This is a genomic window from Mycobacterium sp. E2238, from assembly GCF_001672665.1.
Lineage (GTDB): Bacteria > Actinomycetota > Actinomycetes > Mycobacteriales > Mycobacteriaceae > Mycobacterium.
Genome location: NZ_LZKF01000182.1, coordinates 23,394 through 46,572, shown reverse-complemented (window position 1 = coordinate 46,572; position 23,179 = coordinate 23,394). Strand labels below are relative to the sequence as shown.

21 protein-coding genes are annotated in these 23,179 nt (G+C 68.6%); 19 read left to right on the top strand and 2 right to left on the bottom strand.

Features of this window, described 5'->3' with window-relative positions; translation table 11 throughout:
• Nucleotides 1-2 precede the first annotated feature (2 nt).
• The 4 genes from A5711_RS16460 to A5711_RS16445 are packed head-to-tail and all read left to right on the top strand — an operon-like array spanning nt 3 to nt 3,093.
• On the top strand, nt 3-509 hold the full coding sequence (locus A5711_RS16460; protein WP_067948307.1) for a bacterial proteasome activator family protein: 507 nt from the start codon (nt 3-5) through the stop codon (nt 507-509).
• 10 nt (nt 510-519) lie between these two features.
• The gene (locus tag A5711_RS16455; RefSeq protein WP_067948305.1) at nt 520-1,359 is read left to right on the top strand and encodes an ABC transporter ATP-binding protein; all 840 of its coding nucleotides are present in this window, start codon (nt 520-522) and stop codon (nt 1,357-1,359) included.
• A complete protein-coding gene (locus A5711_RS16450; protein WP_067948302.1) occupies nt 1,352-2,266 on the top strand; it encodes a glycosyltransferase in 915 nt (304 codons plus the stop codon). The genes A5711_RS16455 and A5711_RS16450 overlap by 8 nt, the downstream gene beginning before the upstream one ends.
• Nucleotides 2,263-3,093 (top strand): ABC transporter permease, encoded by an 831-nt coding sequence (locus tag A5711_RS16445; protein WP_067948300.1) that lies wholly within the window; start codon nt 2,263-2,265, stop codon nt 3,091-3,093. The genes A5711_RS16450 and A5711_RS16445 overlap by 4 nt, the downstream gene beginning before the upstream one ends.
• A 56-nt stretch (nt 3,094-3,149) precedes the next feature.
• Here the strand turns inward: A5711_RS16445 and A5711_RS27660 are convergent, their stop codons facing one another.
• Nucleotides 3,150-3,515, bottom strand: coding sequence for a DUF732 domain-containing protein (locus tag A5711_RS27660; RefSeq protein WP_231986878.1), 366 nt, complete (start codon nt 3,513-3,515; stop codon nt 3,150-3,152).
• Nucleotides 3,516-3,605: 90 nt separating this feature from the next.
• Here A5711_RS27660 and A5711_RS16435 point away from each other — a divergent pair, with 90 nt between their 5' ends.
• The 9 genes from A5711_RS16435 (at nt 3,606) to A5711_RS16395 (ending at nt 13,998) form a co-directional block, all read left to right on the top strand.
• Nucleotides 3,606-4,127, top strand: coding sequence for a 6-carboxytetrahydropterin synthase (locus A5711_RS16435; RefSeq protein ID WP_067948296.1), 522 nt, complete (start codon nt 3,606-3,608; stop codon nt 4,125-4,127).
• Nucleotides 4,128-4,170: 43 nt separating this feature from the next.
• On the top strand, nt 4,171-4,386 hold the full coding sequence (locus A5711_RS16430; protein WP_082953347.1) for a hypothetical protein: 216 nt from the start codon (nt 4,171-4,173) through the stop codon (nt 4,384-4,386).
• A gap of 57 nt (nt 4,387-4,443) precedes the next feature.
• Nucleotides 4,444-5,583 carry a flotillin family protein gene (locus A5711_RS16425; protein ID WP_067948292.1) on the top strand — a complete coding sequence of 380 codons (1,140 nt, stop codon included), beginning with the start codon at nt 4,444-4,446 and terminating at the stop codon, nt 5,581-5,583.
• Between the two features lie 97 nt (nt 5,584-5,680).
• Nucleotides 5,681-6,160, top strand: coding sequence for a GreA/GreB family elongation factor (locus A5711_RS16420; RefSeq protein WP_067948290.1), 480 nt, complete (start codon nt 5,681-5,683; stop codon nt 6,158-6,160).
• 52 nt (nt 6,161-6,212) lie between these two features.
• Nucleotides 6,213-6,641, top strand: a complete 429-nt coding sequence (locus A5711_RS16415; RefSeq protein WP_067948288.1) for a GtrA family protein — start codon at nt 6,213-6,215, stop codon at nt 6,639-6,641.
• 32 nt (nt 6,642-6,673) lie between these two features.
• Entirely contained in the window at nt 6,674-8,065 is a 1,392-nt protein-coding gene (locus A5711_RS16410) for an FAD-binding oxidoreductase (RefSeq protein ID WP_067948286.1), read from the top strand.
• A gap of 10 nt (nt 8,066-8,075) precedes the next feature.
• Nucleotides 8,076-8,840 (top strand): decaprenylphospho-beta-D-erythro-pentofuranosid-2-ulose 2-reductase, encoded by a 765-nt coding sequence (locus tag A5711_RS16405; protein ID WP_067948284.1) that lies wholly within the window; start codon nt 8,076-8,078, stop codon nt 8,838-8,840.
• A 2-nt stretch (nt 8,841-8,842) separates the two neighbouring features.
• The gene (locus tag A5711_RS16400; RefSeq protein ID WP_067948282.1) at nt 8,843-10,720 is read left to right on the top strand and encodes a galactan 5-O-arabinofuranosyltransferase; all 1,878 of its coding nucleotides are present in this window, start codon (nt 8,843-8,845) and stop codon (nt 10,718-10,720) included.
• Complete coding sequence (locus tag A5711_RS16395) at nt 10,720-13,998, top strand: arabinosyltransferase domain-containing protein (RefSeq protein ID WP_156744969.1); 3,279 nt, start codon at nt 10,720-10,722, stop codon at nt 13,996-13,998. The genes A5711_RS16400 and A5711_RS16395 overlap by 1 nt, the downstream gene beginning before the upstream one ends.
• Nucleotides 13,999-14,001: 3 nt before the next feature.
• On the opposite strand, the gene A5711_RS26935 is transcribed toward A5711_RS16395, so the two are convergent.
• Nucleotides 14,002-14,352, bottom strand: a complete 351-nt coding sequence (locus tag A5711_RS26935) for a hypothetical protein (RefSeq protein WP_068010502.1) — start codon at nt 14,350-14,352, stop codon at nt 14,002-14,004.
• 131 nt (nt 14,353-14,483) lie between these two features.
• Between A5711_RS26935 and A5711_RS16390 the strand changes: the two genes are divergently transcribed.
• The 6 genes from A5711_RS16390 to A5711_RS16365 all read left to right on the top strand — a co-directional run bounded on the left by A5711_RS16390 (nt 14,484) and on the right by A5711_RS16365 (nt 23,165).
• A complete protein-coding gene (locus A5711_RS16390; protein WP_067948278.1) occupies nt 14,484-14,810 on the top strand; it encodes a helix-turn-helix transcriptional regulator in 327 nt (108 codons plus the stop codon).
• Nucleotides 14,807-15,292, top strand: a complete 486-nt coding sequence (locus tag A5711_RS16385; RefSeq protein ID WP_067948276.1) for an SRPBCC family protein — start codon at nt 14,807-14,809, stop codon at nt 15,290-15,292. Before A5711_RS16390 ends, A5711_RS16385 begins: the two co-directional genes overlap by 4 nt.
• Nucleotides 15,289-15,912, top strand: coding sequence for a maleylpyruvate isomerase family mycothiol-dependent enzyme (locus tag A5711_RS16380; RefSeq protein WP_067948274.1), 624 nt, complete (start codon nt 15,289-15,291; stop codon nt 15,910-15,912). The genes A5711_RS16385 and A5711_RS16380 overlap by 4 nt, the downstream gene beginning before the upstream one ends.
• A 67-nt stretch (nt 15,913-15,979) precedes the next feature.
• Complete coding sequence (locus A5711_RS16375; protein ID WP_067948272.1) at nt 15,980-19,306, top strand: arabinosyltransferase domain-containing protein; 3,327 nt, start codon at nt 15,980-15,982, stop codon at nt 19,304-19,306.
• On the top strand, nt 19,303-22,500 hold the full coding sequence (locus tag A5711_RS16370; RefSeq protein WP_067948270.1) for an arabinosyltransferase domain-containing protein: 3,198 nt from the start codon (nt 19,303-19,305) through the stop codon (nt 22,498-22,500). Before A5711_RS16375 ends, A5711_RS16370 begins: the two co-directional genes overlap by 4 nt.
• A 158-nt stretch (nt 22,501-22,658) precedes the next feature.
• Nucleotides 22,659-23,165 carry a hypothetical protein gene (locus tag A5711_RS16365; RefSeq protein ID WP_067948269.1) on the top strand — a complete coding sequence of 169 codons (507 nt, stop codon included), beginning with the start codon at nt 22,659-22,661 and terminating at the stop codon, nt 23,163-23,165.
• The last annotated feature ends 14 nt before the right edge of the window (nt 23,166-23,179 follow it).

Here is a 23,179-nt window from a genome sequence, read left to right as displayed (position 1 = left end):
GATTGACTACCCGCAACGACGACGATGACATCGAGATCATCGGCGGCGTCGACCCGCGGACCACGGCGGTGGCGGAGGACGACTCCGACGAGCGCTCCCTGACCGATCTGGTTGAGCAGCCCGCCAAGGTGATGCGCATCGGGACGATGATCAAGCAACTCCTTGAGGAGGTGCGTGCCGCGCCGCTCGACGAGGCCAGCCGCAACCGCCTGCGCGAGATCCACGCGACCAGCATCCGCGAGCTCGAAGAGGGCCTGGCGCCGGAACTGCGCGAAGAGCTCGACCGCCTCACCCTGCCGTTCAACGAGGACTCGGCGCCGTCGGACGCGGAATTGCGCATCGCCCAGGCCCAGCTGGTCGGCTGGCTGGAGGGGCTATTCCACGGCATCCAGACGGCGCTGTTCGCCCAGCAGATGGCCGCCCGCGCGCAGCTGGAGAACATGCGCCAGGGCGCGCTGCCCCCCGGCGTCGGCAAGCCGGGCGCGTCCGGGCACGGTCAGTACCTGTAAGCGAAGCACGGTGGCGGGTCCTCACATCGAGACGCACAACGCGTGGGTGGAATTCCCCATTTTCGACGCGAAGTCGCGCTCCCTGAAGAAAGCCTTCCTGGGCAAGGCGGGCGGCACGATCGGCCGCAACAGCTCCAACGTGGTCGTCGTCGAGGCGTTGCGCGACATCACCATGTCGCTCGAGCTGGGCGACCGGGTGGGTCTGGTCGGTCACAACGGGGCCGGCAAATCGACTCTGCTGCGCCTGCTTTCGGGCATCTACGAACCAACCCGCGGCTGGGCGACGGTCACCGGCCGGGTCGCACCGGTCTTCGATCTGGGTGTCGGCATGGACCCGGAGATCTCCGGTTACGAGAACATCATCATCCGCGGGCTGTTCCTCGGGCAGACCCGCAAGCAGATGCTGGCCAAGGTCGACGAGATCGCCGAGTTCACCGAGCTGGGCGATTACCTGTCGATGCCGCTGCGGACCTACTCCACCGGGATGCGAGTCCGCCTCGCGATGGGCGTCGTCACCAGCATCGACCCCGAGATACTGCTGCTCGACGAAGGGATCGGCGCGGTCGACGCCGACTTCCTGAAGAAGGCACAGTCGCGGCTGCAGGGCCTGGTCGAGCGGTCCGGAATCCTGGTGTTCGCCAGCCATTCCAACGAGTTCCTGGCCCGGTTGTGCAAGACCGCGATGTGGATCGACCACGGAGTCATTCGCCAGGCCGGTGACATTGAAGACGTGGTGCGCGCCTACGAGGGCGAGGACGCGGCCCGGCACGTGCGCGAAGTACTGGATGAGACCCGCCAGCAGGGCCGCACCGACGAACCGCTGTCGCAGAGCGCATCCGGGGATGAGTGAATCCATCATCGCCGTCGTGGTCACGCACCGGCGCGCCGACGAACTCGCCAAGTCGCTGGACACGCTCAGCGCGCAGACCCGGCTACCGGATCATCTGATCGTCGTCGACAACGACGGTGGCGCCGACGCCCGCATCCGGGAACTGGTTGCGGCCCAGCCGATCTCGACGACGTACCTGCCCTCCCGCCGAAATCTCGGCGGTGCGGGGGGTTTCGCGCTCGGCATGCTGCACGCGCTGGCGCAGGGCGCCGACTGGGTGTGGCTGGCCGACGACGACGGTCGGCCGCAGGACTCCCGCGTGCTGGCCACGCTACTGGCCTGCGCCGAAAAGCACGGCCTGGCCGAAGTCTCGCCGATGGTGTGCAACTCCGACGACCCGGAACGGCTGGCGTTCCCGTTGCGCCGTGGCCTGGTATGGCGCAGGCGCGCAAGCGAATTGCGCACCGAAGCGGGACAGGACCTGTTGCCCGGGATCGCGTCGCTGTTCAACGGCGCGCTGTTCCGGGCGCCCACCCTGGATGCGGTCGGCGTCCCGGACATGCGGCTGTTCATCCGCGGCGACGAGGTGGAGTTGCATCGCAGGCTGGTTCGGTCCGGCCTACCATTCGGCACCTGCCTGGACGCGATCTACTTGCATCCCTGCGGATCCGACGAGTTCCGCCCGATTCTGGGCGGCCGCATGCACACCCAGTACCCCGACAATCCGACTAAGCGGTTCTACACCTATCGCAACCGCGGCTACCTGCTGTCCCAACCGGGCCTGCGCAAGCTGCTGCCCCAGGAATGGGTTCGGTTCGGCTGGTACTTCCTGATCACCCGCCGCGACCCCAAGGGGCTGTCCGAGTGGATTCGGTTGCGCCGCTTGGGGCGTCGGGAGCAGTTCGGCAAACCGGGAGACTCCACTTGACATTCATCGACGCCGCCGCGCAGTCGCGGACCTTCACCCGCGCCCGGGCCGACCTGGTGGCCGGCTTCCGTCGGCACGAGTTGTGGCTGCACCTGGGCTGGCAGGACATCAAGCAGCGCTACCGCCGCTCCGTGCTGGGGCCGTTCTGGATCACCATCGCGACCGGCACCACCGCCGTCGCCATGGGTGGCCTGTACTCCAAGCTGTTTCACCTCGAGCTCTCCGTGCACCTGCCGTACGTCACGCTCGGGCTGATCATCTGGAACCTCATCAACGCGGCCATCCTCGAGGGCGCCGACGTCTTCGTCGCCAACGAGGGACTGATCAAGCAGTTGCCGACGCCGCTGAGCGTGCACGTCTACCGGCTGGTGTGGCGGCAGATGATCTTGTTCGCGCACAACATCGTCATCTACGCCGTCATCGCGATCATCTATCCCAAGGCGTGGTCGTGGGCGGACCTGTCGGTGATCCCGGCGCTGGGTCTGATCGTCCTCAATTGCATTTGGGTGTCACTGTGTTTCGGCATCCTGGCGACCCGCTACCGCGACATCGGCCCGCTGCTGTTCTCCGTCGTGCAGTTGCTGTTCTTCATGACCCCGATCATCTGGAACGACGACACGTTGCGGCAGCAGGGCGCCGGGCGCTGGTCGAAGATCGTCGAGCTCAATCCGCTGCTGCACTATCTCGACATCGTTCGCGCCCCCCTGCTGGGCGCCCATCAGGAGCTGCGGCACTGGGCCGTGGTGGGGGTGCTAACGGTCGTCGGCTGGGTGCTGGCGGCGTTCGCGATGCGGCAGTACCGCGCCCGGGTGCCGTACTGGGTCTAGCCCGGCGACGATGCGCCGCGCACGCGGCGTGAGGAGCCGGGCAATCGATGTAGCGCTCACATGAGCGGGGGCAGCGGATTCAGCCAGTCCACCGAACCGTCGCCCTGCCCCTTGTATTGCGGGCAGTAGGCGGACACGGAAGCGCCGACGAAGAACCCGGCTTGCCGCGCCGAGAGGTTGGCGTCTTTCATCACCTTCATCGCCAGGACGCTCGATTTCTGGTTTCGGTCGAGCCCGGCGCAGACCGAGCGGGCCATCGAGATCGCGGCGTCGTCGTTCAGCACGATCCCGTTGTCCGCCAGGGCCCCCAGGAACGCGTCGTCGGGTGGATCCGCCGACGCCGGGGCCGCGGAAAGCAGCGCGGCAACGGCCAGCACCGCCGCCACCGCCGTCGACGACCACCGTCCGGGACCAACCTTCACACCTACCAAGATAGGCACCGACCGCGATCGAGGGACGGCTCCAAGAATTCGTTGAGGATCCCGCAAGGCGTGCGCCGGAGGCTGGGACCCATGCGCAACACCCTCTTCGTCGACGGCGACCGCGTCGCCACGGTGCACCGCGCCGACGCGCCACTGGGCCGCACGGCCAGGTTCCACCAGCGCAGGCTGTTCGACAACCTGCCCTGCTGCCATCGCTCGTGGGCCAATCACGGCAAACGCTTCTTCCTGCACGGCTACGAGCGGGCCTTCGACATCGAGTTCGCCTGTGCCGAAACCGAAACCGGCACCGACGCGGTGATCGACGAGGGCACCCTCGACGAGGTCAGGATGGCACTGCGCGACCAGTTCGACCACACCACCCTGATCGCGGTCGACGACCCACAGCGCGATCTGTTCGAGCTGCTGGCCGACCGCGGCGTCATCGACCTACGGATCATGGACGACACCGGGATGGCGGGCACGGCCGCCTGGACGTTCGAAACGGTCGAAGACATCGTCGGGCTGGCGACCGGCGGCCGGGTCTGGGTGTCCCGCATCAAGGCCCGGGAGAGCCGCAACCACGTCGTCACCCTCACGGCCGGGCCCGTTTAGACGAAACACGACGCCCGCATTGCCGATGCGAGAGTATGCGTTCGTGAGCGACGCCGCGGCAATCGGCTGTGTTGGGACGTTGACCGTGGCAACCCGCGGGGACCGTGGCGCCGGCGAGGTGCTGGTCACCGTGCGGGGTGCGAAGGAAGCGTTTTTGGCGTGGTCCGACCATCCCCTGCCCAAGGGCGCCGAGGTGCTGGTGGTCGAAGTCAGGGACGCCCGGACGGTGGTGGTCGAGCCCTGGCAGGGCCTCGCCTGACCCAAGACGGCCCGGATCGCCGGGATACAACAGCGAAACCCGAAAAAGGAGTTCCCGATGCTCGGTTACAAGGTGCCCGCCCCCGACGAGGCGATGCTCATCTCCGGTGCCCGAACCAGAAGCAACGCCCCGTTCCGCGTGGTGACCGGTCACGGTGCGTTCATCCTGCCGGTCTTCCGCAAGGCTCGGTTCCTCACGCTGGCCATGTGCGAGGCGGAGGTCGCCGAGAAGTGCGTGACCCAACAGGGCATCACCCTCAACGTCCGGGCGGTGATCGCTTTCAAGGTCGGCAACGACACCGAGAGCATCATCAGCGCGGCACAGCGATTCCTGTCCGAGCAGGACCAGATGTCCGTGCTGACCGGCCGGATCTTCGCCGGTCACCTGCGCTCGATCATCGGCTCGATGACGGTCGAGGAGATCATCCGGGAGCGCCAGAAACTGGCGACCGAAGTCCTCGACGGGTCCAAGGAAGAGATGGCCCGCATCGGGCTGACCGTCGACGCCCTGCAGATCCAGTCCATCGACGACGACGGCCTGGGTTACATCGACGCCATGTCGGCACCGCACAACGCCGCGATCCAGCAGCAGGCGCAGATCGCGCAGGCGCAGGCCAACCAGGCGGCCGCCGAAGCCGAGCAGGAATCCCAGCGCAAGCAGGCCGAATTCGCCCGCCAAACCGCGATCGTCAAGGCGCAGTACAAGGCCGAGGTGGATAAGGCCCAGGCCGAAGCCGCGCAGGCCGGGCCGCTGGCCGAGGCCGAGGCCCAGCGCGAGGTGCTGCAGATGCGCACCGAACTGGCCGAACGCGCGGCCGAGCTGCGCCAGCAGGAACTGGTCGCCGAAGTGGTCAAACCCGCCGAGGCCGAGGCCGAACGCGTGCGCATCCTGGCCGTCGCCGATGCGGAGAAGATGAAGATCCAGGCGGAGGCGGCGGCGTCGCACAACCGGGTCGCGCTGGACAAGGCGCTCATCGACCAGCTGCCCGAGATCGTGGAGAAGGCGGCCCGGGGGCTCGCCAATGCCAACGTGACCGTGCTCAACGGCGCCGAAGGGCTCACCGAGGTGGCCAGCGGCCTGGTCGCCCAGGGCAGGGCGATCTTCGACGCCCTGCGGGGCACCGTCGAGTACTACGACGACGAGGACGGCGCACCGCCGCTCACCACGAACTCCGAATCCGGCTCGACCAGTCGCTGAGTGGGACCCGCCGCTTACTCGATAATGGTGGCGGCCGCCTCGTCGTGGTGCGACACTGGAACGCCACTTGAGCAAACGGGGCGAAAGGTCCATCGACGTGAGCAAAAAGGTCCAATCAGCAGCGGACGCGGCGCGGGCGAACCTGGCCGCTGAGCTGGAGCGGCTGCGGCAGCGGCGGGACCGCCTGGAGGTGGAGGTCCGGAACGACCGCGGCATGGTGGGCGATCACGGCGACGCGGCCGAGGCGATTCAGCGCGCCGAGGAGCTGGTTGGGCTCAGCGACCGGATCAACGAGCTGGACCGGCGCATGCGGACCGGGCCGTCGCAGCCCGACGCGTCGGAAACGCTGCCGGGTGGCACCGAGGTGACCCTTCGGTTCTCCGACGGGGAAGTGGTCACGATGCACGTGATCTCCATCGTCGAAGAGACGCCGGTCGGCCGGGAAGGCGAGACGCTGACGGCGCGCAGCCCCCTGGCCCAGGCCTTGGCCGGACACAAGGCCGGCGACACTGTGACCTACTCGACCCCGCAGGGCGAGGATCAGGTCGAGCTCATATCGGTCAAGCTGCCCCGGTAACGCGTCCCGTCGGGTCCCGGGAGGCCCCGCCGGTCCCGTTAAACTCCCCCCAATGGTTGCCCCGCTGCCCGACGCCGCGCCGCCGAGCCCGCAGTTGAGTCTGACGACACAGGTGACGCGGTTCGTCGTCACCGGCGGCCTGGCGGGGATCGTCGACTTCGGCCTGTACCTGGCGCTGTACAAAGCCGTTGGCGTCCAGGTCGACCTGGCCAAGGCCAGCAGCTTCGTCGTGGGCACCATCACCGCCTATCTGATCAACCGCCGGTGGACGTTCCAGGCCGCCCCGAGCACCGCGCGGTTCGTCGCGGTCATGGTTCTCTACGGCATCACCTTCGCCGTGCAGGTCGGCCTGAACCATCTGTGCCTGGCGCTTTTGCACTACCGCGGGTGGGCGATACCCGTCGCGTTCGTGATAGCGCAGGGCACCGCGACGGTGATCAACTTCGTCGTACAGCGGGCGGTAATCTTCCGCATCCGCTGAGCCGACGCTCGCAAGCGGTACCCTCTGTGACGATGTTGAGCACCGATATTCCCACCACCACTACCCGGCTGACCGGCTTCGGCCGCACCGCGCCGTCGGTGGCCGAGGTGCTCTCGACCCGCGACCCCGAGGTGATCGCGAAGGCCGTCGCCCGGGTCGCCGAATCCGGCGGCCCGCACGGTCGCGGCGTCATTGCGCGCGGGCTGGGCCGGTCCTACGGCGACAACGCGCAAAACGGCGGCGGCCTGGTGATCGACATGACCGGGCTCAACCGCATCCACTCGATCAGCGCCGACACCCGGCTGGTCGACGTCGACGCCGGCGTCAGCCTGGACCAGCTGATGAAGGCGGCGCTCCCGTTCGGGCTGTGGGTCCCGGTGCTGCCGGGCACCCGCCAGGTCACGGTCGGCGGCGCGATCGCCTGCGACATCCACGGCAAGAACCACCACAGCGCGGGCAGCTTCGGCAACCACGTGCGCTCGATGGACCTGCTGATGGCCGACGGCAGCGTCCGCACCCTCACCCCCGACGGGGATGACGCCGAGCTGTTCTGGGTCACCGTCGGCGGCAACGGCCTGACCGGGATCGTGCTGCGCGCGACCATCGAGATGACGCCCACCGAGACGGCCTATTTCGTCGCCGACGGGGTGGCCACCAAAGACCTCGACGAAACGGTCGCCGTGCACCTCGACGGCAGCGAGGCCAACTACACCTACTCGAGCGCCTGGTTCGACCTGATCAGTCCGCCCCCCAAGCTCGGCCGGGCCGCCGTCAGCCGCGGCAGCCTGGCGAAGCTCGACCAACTGCCCAAGAAGCTGGCCAAGGATCCGCTGAAATTCGATGCGCCACAACTGTTGACGGTGCCGAACGTATTTCCCGTCAGCGCGATGAACAAGCTGTCCTTCATGGCGATCGGCGAGGTGTACTACCGGTTGGGCGGTAACTACACCGGCAAGATCATGAACCTGTCGCAGTTCTACCACATGCTCGACCTGGTCAGTGGCTGGAACAACGCTTACGGCCCAATGGGTTTCGCGCAACACCAGTTCCTGGTGCCGCCGGACGCGATGGACGAGTTCAAGGCCATCATCCGCTGGATCCAGACCCGCGGCCACTACTCGGCGCTGAACGTTTTCAAACTGTTCGGGCCGGGCAACCGCGCGCCGTTGAGTTTCCCGATGGCCGGCTGGAACGTCGCGATGGATTTCCCCAACAAGCCGGGCATCAACGAGTTCCTCAACGAACTCGACCGGCGGGTCCTGGAGTTCGGCGGCCGGGTGTACACCGCCAAGGATTCCCGCGCGAGTGCCGAGACCTTCCACGCCATGTACCCGCGCATCGACGAGTGGATCGCGGTGCGCCGCAAGGTTGATCCCGCCGGGGTGTTCGCCTCGGACATGGCCCGACGTTTGGAGCTGTTGTAATGGTGCGCCAATGGTTTTAGATGCCGTGGGAAATCCGCAGACCATCCTGCTACTCGGCGGTACCTCCGAGATCGGGCTGGCTATCTGTGAGCGCTACCTGCAGAACGCGCACGCCCGCATCGTGCTGGCCGCCATGCCGAACGACCCGGGCCGCGACGCCGCGGTCGCCCAGATGAAGGCGGCGGGCGCGCGCTCGGTCGAGCTGATCGATTTCGAGGCCACCGACCCCGACAGCCACCCGAAAACGATCGACGCTGCCTTCGCCCACGGTGACGTCGACGTGGCCATCGTCGCCTTCGGCATCCTCGGCGACGCCGAGGAGCTGTGGCAGGACCAGCGCAAGGCCGTCTTGGCCGCCGAGATCAATTACACCGCAGCGGTTTCGGTGGGTGTGCTGCTGGGCGAGAAGATGCGCGCCCAGGGCTTCGGCCAGATCATCGCGATGAGCTCGGCCGCCGGCGAGCGGGTGCGGCGGTCCAACTTCGTCTACGGCTCCACCAAGGCGGGACTGGACGGCTTCTATCTGGGCCTGGGAGAGGCGCTGCGCGAGTACGGGGTTCGCGTCCTGGTGATCCGCCCGGGTCAGGTGCGCACCCGGATGAGCGCGCACGTCAAGGAAGCTCCGTTGACCGTGGACAAGGAGTACGTCGCCAACCTCGCCGTGACCGCCGCCGCAAAGGGTAAGGAATTGGTTTGGGCGCCAGCAGCATTCCGCTACGTGATGATGGTGTTGCGACACATCCCGCGGAGCGTCTTCCGCAAGCTGCCAATCTGATCATGCGCAACGCGCTGGCCGTCCTGGGCCAGATGGCGGTCGCGGTGGCGGTGGCCGTCGTGGTCGCGGTGATCTCGCTGGTCGCCATCTCCCGCGTGCAGTGGCCGGCCTTCCCGTCGTCCAACCAGTTGCACGCGCTGACCACCGTGGGGCAGGTCGGCTGCCTGGCCGGTCTGGTCGCCGTGGGCTGGGCCTGGGGACGCTCCGGCCGGTTTCGCTGGCTCGCGCAGCTGGGCGGGCTGGCGTTTGTGTCCGCGTTCACCGTCGTGACGCTGGGCATGCCGCTGGGCGCGACCAAGCTGTACCTGTTCGGCATCTCCGTCGACCAGCAGTTCCGCACCGAATACCTGACCCGGCTCGCCGACAGCCCCGCCCTGCGCGACATGACCTACATCGGGCTGCCGCCGTTCTACCCGCCCGGCTGGTTCTGGCTCGGCGGGCGCGCCGCGGCGCTGAGCGGCACACCGGCCTGGGAGGTCTACAAGCCGTGGGCCGTCACCTCCATCACGATCGCGGTGGCCGTCGCCCTGGTGCTGTGGTGGCGGATGGTGCGCTTCGAGTACGCGCTGATCGTCACCACCGCGACGGCGGCGGCGACGCTCGCCTACGGCTCGCCCGAGCCCTACGCGGCCATGATCACCGTGCTGCTGCCGCCGGTGCTGGTGCTGACCTGGTCGGGTCTGCGCGGCGGCGAGCGCAACGGCGGCTGGGCCGCGATCGTCGGCGCCGGACTATTCGTCGGCTGGATGGCCACCTGGTACCTGCTGCTGTTCGCGTTCGGCGCGTTCACCGTCCTGCTGATGGCCGTGTGGCTGGCCGGCCTGCGCTGGCGGCGGGGCGGCGCCAGGGCTGCGCTCGACCCGCTGCGCCGGCTGGCCGTCGTCGCGGTCCTCGCCGCGGCCATCGCGAGCACCACCTGGCTGCCGTTCCTGTTGCGCGCGGTGCGAAGCCCGGTCAGCAACTCCGGCAGCGCCCAGCACTACCTGCCGGCCGACGGCGCCGTGCTGACCTTCCCGATGCTGCAGTTCTCCCTGCTGGGCGCGGTCTGCCTGCTGGGCGCCCTCTGGTTGGTGGTGCGGGCCGGGTCGTCCGTGCGGGCGGGGGCCCTGGCCATTGGGGTGCTGGCCGTCTACCTGTGGTCGCTGCTGTCGATGCTGACCACGCTGGCGCGCACCACGCTGCTGTCCTTCCGGCTGCAACCCACGTTGACCGTGCTGCTGGTGGCCGCCGGGGCATTCGGCTTCGTCGAGGCCGTCCGGGCGCTGTCCGCGCGCGGCCGGGCCGTCCTTCCCGTCGCCGGCGCCGTCGGCCTGGCAGCCGCGATCGCGTTCAGCCAGGACATCCCCGACGTGCTGCGCCCGGATCTCACCATCGCCTACACCGACACCGACGGCAACGGCCAGCGCGGAGACCGCCGCCCGCCGAGTTCGGAGAAGTTCTACCCCGACATCGACCACGCCATCGCCACGGCGACCGGCAGGCCCCGCGATCAGACCGTCGTGATGACCGCCGACTACAGCTTCCTGTCCTTCTATCCCTATTGGGGATTCCAGGGATTGACGTCGCACTACGCCAACCCGCTGGCGCAGTTCGACCTGCGGGCCGCCCAGATCAACAAGTGGTCGAAACTCAAGTCCGCCGACGACCTCATCCACGCACTCGACACCTGCCCCTGGCCACCGCCCACGGTGTTTCTCATGCGGCGCGGCGCGAACGGCAACTACACGCTGCGGCTTGCCGAGGACGTGTATCCCAACCAGCCCAACGTCCGTCGCTACACCGTCGACCTGCGGGCCGCCCTCTTCGACAGCCCGCAGTTCGTGGTCCGCAGCGCCGGCCCGTTCGTGGTGGCCATCCGCAAGCCCCCGGCAGGCCGCTGATGAGCACCGACACCGTGCCTCCAAAGGGGCCGCCGAGCGTCGAAGAACTAGCATCTACCACCGTGACCGACACGGGAGCGAACCACCGGATCACTCGGTTGGTTGCGACCGTCGCCGGGCTGCTCGGGGCGCTGCTGGCCATCGCCACCCCGCTGCTGCCGGTCAACCAGACCACCGCCCAGCTCAACTGGCCGCAGAACGGCAACTTCGAGAGCGTCGACGCGCCGCTGATCGGGTACGTCGCCACCGACCTCAACGTCACCGTGCCGTGCCAGGCCGCCGCGGGCCTCGCCGGCCCGGCGAACGCGGCGAAGACGGTGCTGTTGTCGACGGTGCCCAAGCAGGCTCCCAAGGCCGTCGACCGCGGGCTGCTCATCCAACGCGCCAACGACTACCTGGTGGTGGTGGTGCGCAACGTGGCGGTGGTGACCGCCCCGCTGAGCCAGGTGCTCAGCCCCGCCTGCCAGCGGTTGACCTTCACCGCGCACGCCGACCGCGTCACCGCCGAGTTCGTCGGGCTGACCCAGGGCCCCAACGCCGAGCATCCCGGCTCGCCGCTGCGCGGGGAGAAGAGCGGCTATGACTTCCGGCCCCAAATCGTCGGTGTCTTCACCGATCTGGCGGGGCCGGCGCCGCCGGGCCTGACCTTCTCGGCGACCGTCGACACCCGCTACAGCAGCAGCCCCACCCAACTGAAGATGGCGGCGATGGTCCTCGGGGTCGTGCTGACCGCCGCCGCCCTGGTCGCGCTGCACCTGCTCGACACCGCGGACGGCAGCCGGCATCGCCGCTTCCTGCCGTCGCGCTGGTGGTCAGTCGGCGGCCTGGACGCCCTGGTGATCGCGGTGCTGGTGTGGTGGCAGTTCGTCGGGGCCAACACGTCCGACGACGGCTACATCCTGACCATGGCCCGAGTCTCCGAGCACGCCGGTTACATGGCCAACTACTACCGCTGGTTCGGCACGCCGGAGGCCCCCTTCGGTTGGTACTACGACCTGCTCGCGCTGTGGGCCCACGTCAGCACCGCCAGCATCTGGATGCGGTTGCCCACCCTGGCCATGGCGCTGACGTGCTGGTGGGTGATCAGCCGGGAGGTCATGCCCCGCCTGGGTCACGCCGTGAAGCTGAGCCGCGGCGCGGCGTGGACGGCGGCCGGCATGTTCCTGGCCGTTTGGCTGCCGCTCAACAACGGCCTGCGGCCCGAGCCGATCATCGCGCTGGGCATCCTGCTGACCTGGTGCTCGGTGGAACGCGCGGTGGCCACCAGCCGCCTGCTGCCGGTGGCGGTCGCCTGCATCATCGGTGCGCTGACGCTGTTTTCCGGACCGACGGGTATCGCCTCGATCGGTGCGCTGCTCGTCGCGATCGGACCGCTGCGGACCATCCTGCACCGCCGGTCCAAGCGGTTCGGCGCGCTGCCTTTGGTGGCGCCCCTGTTCGCCGCGGTCACCGTCACCGCCATCCTCATATTCCGCGACCAGACGCTGGCCGGCGAGGTTCAGGCCAGCATGCTCAAGCGCGCCGTCGGGCCCAGCCTGAGTTGGTTCGACGAACACATCCGCTACGAGCGGCTGTTCATGGCCAGTCCCGACGGGTCGGTCGCCCGCCGCTTCGCCGTGCTGGCGCTGGTCCTGGCGCTCGGGATCACGGTCGCAATGTCGTTGCGCAAGGGCCGGATTCCGGGCACGGCCGCCGGGCCGAGCCGCCGCATCGTCGGGATCACCATCATCTCGTTCCTCGCGATGATGTTCACTCCCACCAAGTGGACCCACCACTTCGGGGTGTTCGCCGGGCTGGCCGGACCGCTAGGCGCGCTGGCCGCGATAGCCGTGACGTCCGTGGCGATGCGATCCCGGCGCAACCGCACCATGTTCGCCGCCGTCGTGCTGTTCCTGGTGGCCTTGTCGTTCGCCAGCGTCAACGGCTGGTGGTATGTCTCCAATTTCGGTGTGCCATGGTCGAATTCGTTCCCGGCGTGGCACTATGCCTTCGCCACCGCGCTGCTCGGGCTGACCGTCGTGGTGCTCCTGCTGGCCGCGTGGTTCCATTTCGTCGATCCCGAAAACGGCGCACCGAAAACCCGCCTCGGCGCGCGGGCCGCCGGAATCGTCCAGTCCCCCTTGGCGATTGCGACATGGCTGCTGGTGGTGTTCGAGGTGGCATCGCTGACCCTGGCGATGACCGACCAGTACCCCGCGTGGACGGTGGGCCGCTCCAACCTCGAGGCGCTGACCGGCAAGTCGTGCGGACTGGCCGAGGACGTGCTGGTGGAACAGGACCCCAACGCCGGCACGCTGTCGCCGGTGAGCGCCACGGTGGGCGACGCACTTGGCGCGGGCCTCTCGGAAGCCTTCACGCCCAACGGGATTCCCGCGGACGTCCGCGCCGACCCCGTGATGGAGCGGCCGGGTGACCGCAGCTTCATCAACGACGACAAGCTGGTTACCGGCGCCGAAGCCGGCACCGAGGGCGGCACCACTCCGGCGCCGGGAATCAACGGTTCGGTTGCCCAGCTGCCCTACAACCTCGATCCGTCGCGCACGCCCGTCCTGGGCAGCTGGCGACCCGGCATCCAGGTGCCCGCCCACCTGCGGTCGGGCTGGTACCGACTGCCCACCCGCGACCAGGCGCGGCCGCTGCTGGTGGTGAGCGCTGCCGGCCGCTTCGACCCCCGCGAGGTCCAGGTGCAATGGGCCACCGATGACGAAGCCGCCCACGGACACCCCGGCGGGTCGTTCCAGCTCGCCGATGTGGGCGCCTCCCCGGCCTGGCGTAACTTGCGGTTGCCCTTGTCGGCCATCCCCACCGGCGCCACCCAGATCCGGTTGGTCGCCGACGACGAGGACCTGGCGCCGCAGCACTGGATCGCGCTCACACCGCCGCGGATCCCGCAGCTGCGCACGCTGCAGGACGTGGTGGGATCGCGGGACCCGGTGTTCCTGGACTGGTTGGTGGGGCTGGCGTTCCCCTGCCAGCGGCCGTTCGGCCATCAAAACGGCGTCGACGAGACGCCGAAATGGCGCATCCTGCCGGACCGTTTCGGCGCGGAGGCCAACTCGCCGGTAATGGACAACAACGGTGGCGGACCGCTGGGCGTCACCGAGCTGCTGGTAAAGGCGACCACCATGGCCACCTATCTGAAGGACGACTGGTCGCGCGACTGGGGCTCGCTGCAACGGCTGACGCCCTATTACGCCGATGCGCAGCCCGCCCGCCTGCAGCTCGGCACGGCAACCCGCAGCGGCCTGTGGAATCCCGCGCCCCTGCGCAAGACCTAGCCGTCACAACCCGGGCAGGCAGTTGATGAACGGGATGCACGGCGGCGACGGCGGCCGCGGCGGTGGAAAACCTTCGATGATGGTCGAATTGGTCACCGGGCTGTTCTGATCGAAATACCAAGGGTGGCAGACGTTTCTGTCCCAGTCCGGCATATTCTTCAGCTCCGGTGAGCCTGGGCACCATTGGTAGGTGCAGCTGTTGGTGGGGCTCGGCCCGCGGCTTGGGTCCTGGCACACCATCGGGGCGGGCTGAGCATGGCCGGTTCCCGCGGCCAGGCCCGACCCGACGACGACGAAGCCGCCCGAAAGCAATGCACCAGCGAGTACCCGCTTTGTGACGCGGAGGATGTTCATCCCGCCAGTGCAGAAGGTCGGGCCCGCTACCGATCCCAAGGTCGCGCGCGTCCGATCGATGGCCCGTTGCCCCGATCCCCGGCGTCGCAGGCATTGCCGCGCCGCTATCGGTAAGCGTAGGCTTACGGTTTGTGGCGGCTTACCAAACCGATGGGGATGCCTGGGACGCCCTGGCGGACCGGACGCGCAGGGCCATCTTGGAGCGGCTCGCGCACGGCCCGGCCGCCGTCGGGGAACTGGCGCGGCATCTGCCCGTCAGCAGGCCGGCCGTTTCGCAACACCTCAAGGTGCTCAAATGCGCGGGGCTGGTGCGCGACCGCGCGGCAGGCACCCGGCGCGTCTATCAACTCGACCCGACGGGCCTCGAGGCGTTGCGCGCCGATCTCGACCGGTTCTGGTCGCAGGCGCTGGCCGGCTACGCCCAGAAGATCGATGAGAGTAAAGGAGAACCCCTGTGACGCAACGGATTCCGAATGTCACACACCACGTCGTGGTCAACGCGCCGATCGAGCGGGCATTCGCCGTCTTCACCGAGCAGTTCGGCGACTTCAAACCTCGGGAGCACAATCTGCTGGCGGTCGCGATCGCCGAGACGGTCTTCGAGCGCCGGGTGGGCGGGCACATCTACGACCGCGGCGTCGACGGCAGCGTATGCCGCTGGGCGCGGATCTTGGCCTACGAGCCACCCCGCCGCCTCGTGTTCACCTGGGATATCGGCCCAACCTGGCAACTGGAACCCGACCAATCGAAAACCAGTGAAGTCGAAGTGCGCTTCACCGCCGAGTCCGATGACCGCACCCGGGTCGACCTCGAGCATCGCCACCTGGACCGCCACGGACCCGGGTGGGAATCCGTCGCCGAGGGTGTCGACGGTGACGCGGGCTGGCCGCTGTACCTGGACCGCTACGGCCGGCTGCTGCTCGCCGGGGCCCGGCAATGACTGCCACCCTGATGAGCATGGCCCACGACGAGCGGGCCGACCTGGCGGATTTCCTGGCCACCCTGACGCCGCAGCAGTGGGACGCCCCCAGCCTGTGCTCGAAGTGGACCGTGAAAGGCGTTGTCGCGCATGTGATCAGCTACGAAGAGCTCGGCATACTGGGGCTGCTGAAGCGCTTCGCCAAGGGCTGGGTCGTCCGGGCCAACCAGGTGGGCGTCGACGAACTCGCCGACCTGACCGCCGGGCAGCTGCTCGACTTACTGCGTGCCCATCTCGAACCACGCGGGCTGACAGCAGGTTTCGGCGGGATGATCGCGCTCGTCGACGGCACCATCCATCACCAAGACATCCGTCGCGCGCTGGGCCGGCCGCGCAGCGTGCCGGCCGATCGGCTCGAACGGGTCCTCGGCCTGGTGCCGGGCAACCCCAGGCTCGGCGCCGGCCGCCGGATCAGGGGCCTGCGCCTGCGCGCCACCGATGTCGACTGGGAACACGGCCACGGGCCGGAAGTCACCGGACCGGGTGAGGCGCTGCTGATGGCGATGTCCGGCCGCCGCGCGGCGCTCGCCGACCTCGCCGGCCCGGGTCTCGACACGCTCGCCGCGCGGCTGGCCCGCTGAGGCCGGGCGGCCCCGCGCGGCCCCGCGTCCTCAGCGGACAAAGCAGCTTCGCTTACGATCGAGCCTCGTGCCCCACGACGATGATCAGCGTTCGCAGCGGATCCCTCGCTTGGTGGCAGTCGTCGCCGGCCTCGTGGGTCTGCTGTTGTGCGTGCTGGTCCCGTTGCTCCCGGTGAAACAGACCACCGCGACCGTGCTGTGGCCGCAGGGCACCGCGGACGGTCACATCACCCAGATCACCGCTCCCCTGGTGTCCGGGGCGCCGCGCGCGCTGGACATCTCCATCCCGTGCGCGGCGATCGCCACCCTGCCCCCCGGCGGCGGACTGGTGGTCTCCACCCTGCCCGCCGGCGGCATGGACGCCGGCAAGAACGGGCTGTTCGTGCGCGCGGACAAGGACCTGGTGGTCGTCGCGTTCCGCGACACCGTGGCCGTGGCGGCACCGCGCCCGGCGGTCGCCGGCGGGGCCTGCAGCGTGCTGCACGCCTGGGCCGACGCGGGCGCGGCCGGTGCGGAGTTCGTCGGCATGCCAGGCGCCTCCGGGATACTGCCCTCGGAGAAGAAGCCGCAGGTCGGCGGGATCTTCACCGACCTGAAGGTGCCCGCACAGCCCGGGCTGTCGGCCCGCGTCGACATCGACACCCGGTTCATCACGGCCCCAACGGCCCTCAAGCAGCTCGCCATGGGCGTGGGCGCGCTGGCCGTCCTGACGGCCGTCATCGCGCTGGCCGCGCTCGACCGGCGCAGCCGGGGTGGCGGCACCCTGATCAATTGGCAGTCCCCGATCGCCTGGCTCTCCCGGTACCGTCCCCGTGCGCGCTGGAATTCGTGGCGGCGCGTCGGCATCGCCACCTGGATCGCCGACGCCGGAGTGATCGCGACGCTGCTGCTCTGGCACGTCATCGGCGCCACATCGTCCGACGACGGCTACAACCTGACCATCGCCCGCGTCGCCCCGAAGGCCGGCTACATCGTCGACTACTACCGCTACTTCGGCACGACGGACGCGCCGTTCGACTGGTACCTGGGGCTGCTGTCCAGGCTGGCGTCGGTGAGCACCGCAGGCGTGTGGATGCGGCTGCCGGCCACGCTGGCCGGCATCGCCTGCTGGCTGGTGATCAGCCACTTGATCCTGCGCAGGCTGGGGCCCGCCAGGGGCGGACTGGCGGCGAACCGGGTGGCCGTCTTCACCGCGGGCGCGGTGTTTCTGGCCGCCTGGCTGCCGTTCAACAACGGTCTGCGGCCCGAGCCGCTGATCGCCCTCGGCGTGCTGGTCACCTGGATCCTGGTCGAACGCGCGATCGCGCTGCAACGCCTGGCCCCGGCCGCCGTCGCCATCTTCGTCGCGATGCTCACCGCGACGCTGGCGCCGCAGGGCCTGATCGCCGTCGCGGCGCTGCTGACCGGGGCGCGGGCCGTCGCCCAGACGATCCGGCGGCGCCGGGTGACCGACGGGCTGCTCGCCCCGCTGGCGGTGCTGGCGGCGTCGCTGTCGCTGATCACCGTCGTGGTGTTCCGCAGCCAAACGCTGGCGACCGTCGCCGAGTCGGCGCGCATCAAATACAAGGTCGGGCCGACGATCGCGTGGTACCAGGACTGGCTTCGCTACTACTTCCTCACGGTGGAGTCCAACCCCGACGGGTCGATGGCGAGGCGATTCGCGGTGCTGGTGCTGCTGCTGTGCCTGTTCGGCATGCTGGTCATCCTGCTGCGCCGGGGCGGGGTGCCCGGGGTCGCCAGCGGGCCGGCCTGGCGGTTGATCGGCACCACGGCCGTCGGCCTGTTGCTCTTGACGTTCACCCCGACGAAGTGGGCCGTCCAGTTCGGCGCGTTCGCCGGACTGGCCGGGGCGCTGGGTGCGGTAACCGCGTTCGCGCTGGCGCGGATCGGCCTGCACAACCGCCGCAACCTGACGCTGTACGTCACGGCCCTGCTGTTCGTGGTGGCGGTGGCGACCTCCGGCATCAACGGCTGGTTCTACGTCGGCAACTACGGGGTGCCGTGGTACGACATCCAGCCGGTGGTCGCCAGCCACCCCGTGACGTCGATGTTCCTGACGTTGTCGATCCTCACCGGGCTGCTGGCCGCCTGGCAGCACTTCCGGATGGACTACGCCGGACACACCGAGGTCAAGGACAACCGGCGCAACCGGGTGCTGGCGTCGACCCCGCTGCTGGTGGTCGCGACCATCATGGTGGTCGGCGAAGTCGCCTCGCTGACCAAGGGCGCGGTGTTCCGCTACCCGCTCTACACCACCGGGAAGGCCAATCTGGCCGCCATCAGTTCGGGCCTGTCGCCCGCCAGCTGCGCGATGGCCGACGACGTGCTGACCGAGCCCGACCCCAACGCCGGCATGCTGCAGCCGGCGCCCGGGCAGACGTTCGGCCCGGACGGGCCGCTCGGCGGCGCCAACCCGGTCGGCTTCAAACCCGACGGCGTCGGCGATGACCTGAGGTCCTATCCGGTGGTCACCAAACCGGGGGTGGTGAATTCCGACGCGTCACCGAACAAGCCGAACGCCGCCATGAGTGACTCCGCGGGCACCGCTGGCGGGAAGGGCCCCGCCGGCGTCAACGGCTCGCACGCGGCGCTGCCGTTCGGCCTAGACCCGGCCCGCACGCCGGTGATGGGCAGCTACGGCGAGAACTCGCTGGCTGCCACCGCCACCTCGGCCTGGTACCAGCTGCCGCCCCGCACGCCGGACCGCCCGATCGTCGTGGTGTCGGCGTCCGGCGCCATCTGGTCGTACAAGGAGGACGGCACCTTCACCTACGGACAGTCGCTCAAATTGCAGTGGGGCATCGCCCGCCCCGACGGCAGCACCCAGCCGCTCGGGGAGGTGCAGCCGATCGACATCGGGCCCGAGCCGGCGTGGCGCAATCTGCGGTTCCCGCTGACCTGGGCGCCGCCCGAGGCGAATGTGGCGCGCATCGTCGCCTACGACCCGAACCTGAGTTCGGATCAGTGGTTCGCGTTCACGCCGCCGCGGGTCCCGGTGCTGCAAACCCTGCAGCAATTGATGGGATCGCAGACACCGGTGCTGATGGACATCGCGACCGCCGCGAATTTCCCGTGCCAGCGGCCGTTCTCCGAACACCTTGGCGTTGCCGAACTTCCGCAGTACCGAATCCTGCCCGATCACAAACAAACGGCGTCGTCGTCGAACGGGTGGCAGTCCGGTGAGGCCGGCGGACCGTTCCTGTTCCTGCAGACCATGCTGCGCACCTCGACGGTCGCGACGTATCTGCGGGGCGACTGGTACCGCGACTGGGGATCCGTGGAGCAGTACTTCCGGTTGGTGCCGGCTGATCAGGCGCCGGACGCCGTAATCGAACAGGGTGTGATGACAGTGCGCGGCTGGAGCCGGCAGGGACCGATTCGGGCACTCCCATGAGCGTGCAGACCGTCAAGGACGTGCGGGTGACGCGCTGGGTGGCGACCATCGCCGGCCTGGTCGGATTCGTGTTGTCGGTGGCCACCCCGCTGCTGCCCGTCGTGCAGACCACCGCGACCCTGAACTGGCCACAGAGCGGTCAACTGAATAGCGTTACCGCCCCGCTGATTTCGCTCACCCCGGTCGACGTGACGGCGACCGTGCCCTGCTCCGCGGTGCGCGCCCTGCCGCCGGAGGGCGGGGTGGTGCTCAGCACGGCACCCAAAAAGGGCAAGGACGCCGCGCTGAACGCGTTGTTCGTTGTGGTCAACGGCAAGCGCGTGGACGTCACCGACCGCAACGTGGTGATCGCCAGCGCGGCGCGCGACCAGGTGGCCTCCCCGCAATGTCAACGCATCGAGATCACCTCGACGAAGGCCGGCGCCTTCGCCACCTTCGTCGGGCTGAATGATCCGGCGGGCAAACCCATCAGCGGCGGCTTCCCCGACCCGAACCTGCGGCCACAGATCGTGGGGGTGTTCACCGACCTGACCGGCCCCGCCCCGCCTGGGTTGAAACTGTCGGCCACCATCGACACCCGGTTCTCCACCACCCCAACGACTTTGAAACTGGTCGCAATGGTGGTGGCGATCGTGTCCACCATCGTTGCGCTGGTTGCGCTGTGGCGCCTCGACCAGCTGGACGGCCACCGGATGCGCCGGCTCATCCCCGCGAACTGGCGCACCTTCACCCTGGCCGATGTCGTGGTGATCTTCGGTTTCGTGCTCTGGCACGTGATCGGGGCCAACTCTTCCGACGACGGCTACATCCTGGGCATGGCCCGGGTCGCGGACCACGCGGGCTACATGTCGAACTACTTCCGCTGGTTCGGCAGCCCCGAGGACCCCTTCGGCTGGTACTACAACCTGCTGGCGCTGATGACACACGTCAGCGACGCCAGCCTGTGGATGCGGTTGCCGGACCTGATCGCGGGAATCGTTTGCTGGCTGCTGCTTTCGCGTGAGGTGCTGCCCCGGCTGGGGCCCGCGGTGGCCGGCAGCAAGGCGGCGAATTGGGCGGCGGGCTTGGTCCTGCTGACCGCGTGGATGCCGTTCGACAACGGTCTGCGACCCGAGCCGATCATCGCCGTCGGGTCGCTGATCACCTATGTGCTGATCGAGCGCTCCATGCGCTACAGCCGGCTGACGCCCGCGGCGCTGGCGGTCGTCACCGCGGCATTCACCCTCGGCGTCCAGCCCACCGGACTGATCGCGGTGGCGGCGCTGGTCGCCGGTGGCCGTCCGATCCTGCGGATTCTGGTCCGCCGCCATCGCCTGGTCGGCACCTGGCCGCTGGTGGCACCCATGCTGGCCGCCGGCACGGTCATCCTGACCGTGGTGTTCGCCGATCAGACGCTGTCAACGGTGTTGGAAGCCACCAGGATTCGCACCGACATCGGGCCCAGCCAGGCCTGGTACACCGAGAACCTGCGCTACTACTACCTGATTCTGCCCACCGTCGACGGATCGCTCTCGCGCCGCTTCGGCTTCCTGATCACCGCGCTGTGCCTGTTCACGGCGGTGTTCATCATGTTGCGGCGCAAGCGAGTTCCCGGTGTGGCCCGCGGGCCGGCGTGGCGGCTGATGGGCGTCATCTTCGGCACCATGTTCTTCCTGATGTTCACGCCCACCAAGTGGGTGCACCACTTCGGACTGTTCGCCGCGGTGGGCGCCGCGATGGCCGCCCTGACCGCGGTGCTGGTGTCGCATGAGGTGCTGCGCTGGTCGCGCAACCGGATGGCGTTCCTGGCGGCGGTGCTGTTCATCTTGGCGCTGTGCTTCGCCACCACCAACGGCTGGTGGTACGTCTCCAGCTACGGCGTGCCGTTCAACAGCAGCATGCCGAAAATCGGCGGAATCACGATCAGCACAATCTTTTTCGCATTGTTCGCGATCGCCGCCCTGTGGGCGATGTACCTGCATTTCGCATCCAGGAGCCGCGGCGAGGGACGGCTGGCGCGGCTGGTGACGGCAGCGCCCATTCCCGTCGCGGCGGGATTCATGGCGGTGGTGTTCATCGCGTCGATGACGGCCGGCATCGTGCGTCAGTACCCCACCTACTCCAACGCCTGGGACAACCTGAGGGAATTCAGCGGCGGTTGCGGGCTGGCCGACGACGTGCTCGTCGAGCCGGACAGCAACGCCGGCTTCATGGCGCCGCTGCCCGACAATTACGGCCCGTTGGGGCCGCTGGGTGGCGTCAACCCAACCGGATTCACCCCGAACGGCGTACCGGATCGCACGCTGGCCGAGTCGGTCAAGGAGACGTCAGTGCCACAGCCCGGCACCGACTACGACTGGGACGCGCCGCTCAAGCTGACGACGCCGGGTATCAACGGATCGACGGTGCCGCTGCCGTACGGCCTCAACCCCGATCAGGTTCCGCTGGCGGGCAGCTACACCAGCGGCGCGCAACAGCAGAGCAAGCTGACCTCGGCGTGGTATCAACTGCCCAAGCCCGACGCCGGACACCCGCTGGTAGTGGTGACCGCCGCCGGCACGATCGCCGGCAACAGCATCCTGCACCACCACACCAACGGGCAGACCGTGGAATTGGAATTCGGCAAGCCCGGTCCCGGCGGCGCCGTGCTTCCGGCCGGGCGCCTGGTGCCTTACGACCTGTACGGGGAACAACCGAAGGTTTGGCGGAACCTGCGCTTCGCCCGCTCCCAGATGCCCGCCGACGCCGTCGCGGTGCGGGTGGTCGCCGAAGACCTCTCCCTCACGCCGGACGACTGGATCGCTCTGACCCCGCCGCGGGTGCCGGAGCTGCGCTCGTTGCAGGAGTACGTCGGCTCGACGCAGCCGGTGCTGATGGACTGGGCGGTCGGGCTGGCCTTCCCGTGTCAGCACCCGATGCTGCACGCCAACGGCGTCACCGAGATCCCCAAGTTCCGGATCACTCCGGATTACAACGCCAAAAAACAGGACACCGACACCTGGCAGGACGGGGTCAACGGCGGCCTGCTGGGCATCACCGACCTGCTCCTGCGTGCTCACGTGATGTCGACCTACCTGTCCCACGACTGGGGCCGCGACTGGGGATCGCTGCGCAAGTTCGACACCGTCGCCGACGCCCAGCCCGCGCTGCTCGACCTCGGCACCGCGACCCGCACCGGGTGGTGGTCCCCGGGACCGATCCGCATTAAGCCTTAGCCGCTTTATATAGATCTCGCCAGTAATTGGTCAGCCGACAAATAGCCGCATTAAATTGACGGTCGAGTAATTGTCCGCGGTAGGTTTATTTCCGCCAATTTCGGGTCAATACTTATTCCGCTGTGATCCCCTTCACACGGACCCAATAGGCGGCCCCCATGCACGCGCTGACACGACTCGGAACATGTGCGGCGACGATCACCGTGGTGATCACCCCCGCGGCGGCGTTCGAAATTGCCAAAGCGGCCGCCGAGGGCGGCACCACGGTAGCCCTGGACAATTACTATCGGCGCTGCGATTTCAGCCGCGTCAGCGTCGCCCCCAAGGTGCCCCGGCCCGGGCTGGGCACCGGTTCGGCCCTGATCCATACCTCCGGGTCAAAAGCGGTCGCCGAGGTGCACCTGTACGACGAGCCCGAGCCGGGCACCCACTTCGACGTCGGGCTCATCCAGATGCCGCGGCCGTCGTCGAGTCCCTGCGGGCCGGGTGATCCGGGCACCGCCTTCTCCGGCATGGACATCGACCCGGCGGGCAACGGAACGGCGACCGTGCAAGACACCATTCACCCCGGCACCACTGGTGTGTGGGTGATTATCGAGCGGGCCAACCCGAACTCGCAGAATCCGGCGGAGTTTTACACGTCCGAGTTCGTGGCACCGGTATAAGCCCCACGCCCTGC

Coding starts and splice junctions, on each gene's coding strand:
- A5711_RS16450 (WP_067948302.1), top strand. CDS start 1,352: ATGAGTGAATCCATCATCGCCGTCGTGGTCACGCACCGGCGCGCCGAC.
- A5711_RS16415 (WP_067948288.1), top strand. CDS start 6,213: ATGGTTGCCCCGCTGCCCGACGCCGCGCCGCCGAGCCCGCAGTTGAGT.
- A5711_RS16435 (WP_067948296.1), top strand. CDS start 3,606: ATGCGCAACACCCTCTTCGTCGACGGCGACCGCGTCGCCACGGTGCAC.
- A5711_RS16395 (WP_156744969.1), top strand. CDS start 10,720: ATGAGCACCGACACCGTGCCTCCAAAGGGGCCGCCGAGCGTCGAAGAA.
- A5711_RS16425 (WP_067948292.1), top strand. CDS start 4,444: ATGCTCGGTTACAAGGTGCCCGCCCCCGACGAGGCGATGCTCATCTCC.
- A5711_RS16380 (WP_067948274.1), top strand. CDS start 15,289: ATGACTGCCACCCTGATGAGCATGGCCCACGACGAGCGGGCCGACCTG.
- A5711_RS16370 (WP_067948270.1), top strand. CDS start 19,303: ATGAGCGTGCAGACCGTCAAGGACGTGCGGGTGACGCGCTGGGTGGCG.
- A5711_RS16405 (WP_067948284.1), top strand. CDS start 8,076: ATGGTTTTAGATGCCGTGGGAAATCCGCAGACCATCCTGCTACTCGGC.
- A5711_RS16410 (WP_067948286.1), top strand. CDS start 6,674: ATGTTGAGCACCGATATTCCCACCACCACTACCCGGCTGACCGGCTTC.
- A5711_RS26935 (WP_068010502.1), bottom strand. CDS start 14,352: ATGAACATCCTCCGCGTCACAAAGCGGGTACTCGCTGGTGCATTGCTT.
- A5711_RS16365 (WP_067948269.1), top strand. CDS start 22,659: ATGCACGCGCTGACACGACTCGGAACATGTGCGGCGACGATCACCGTG.
- A5711_RS16400 (WP_067948282.1), top strand. CDS start 8,843: ATGCGCAACGCGCTGGCCGTCCTGGGCCAGATGGCGGTCGCGGTGGCG.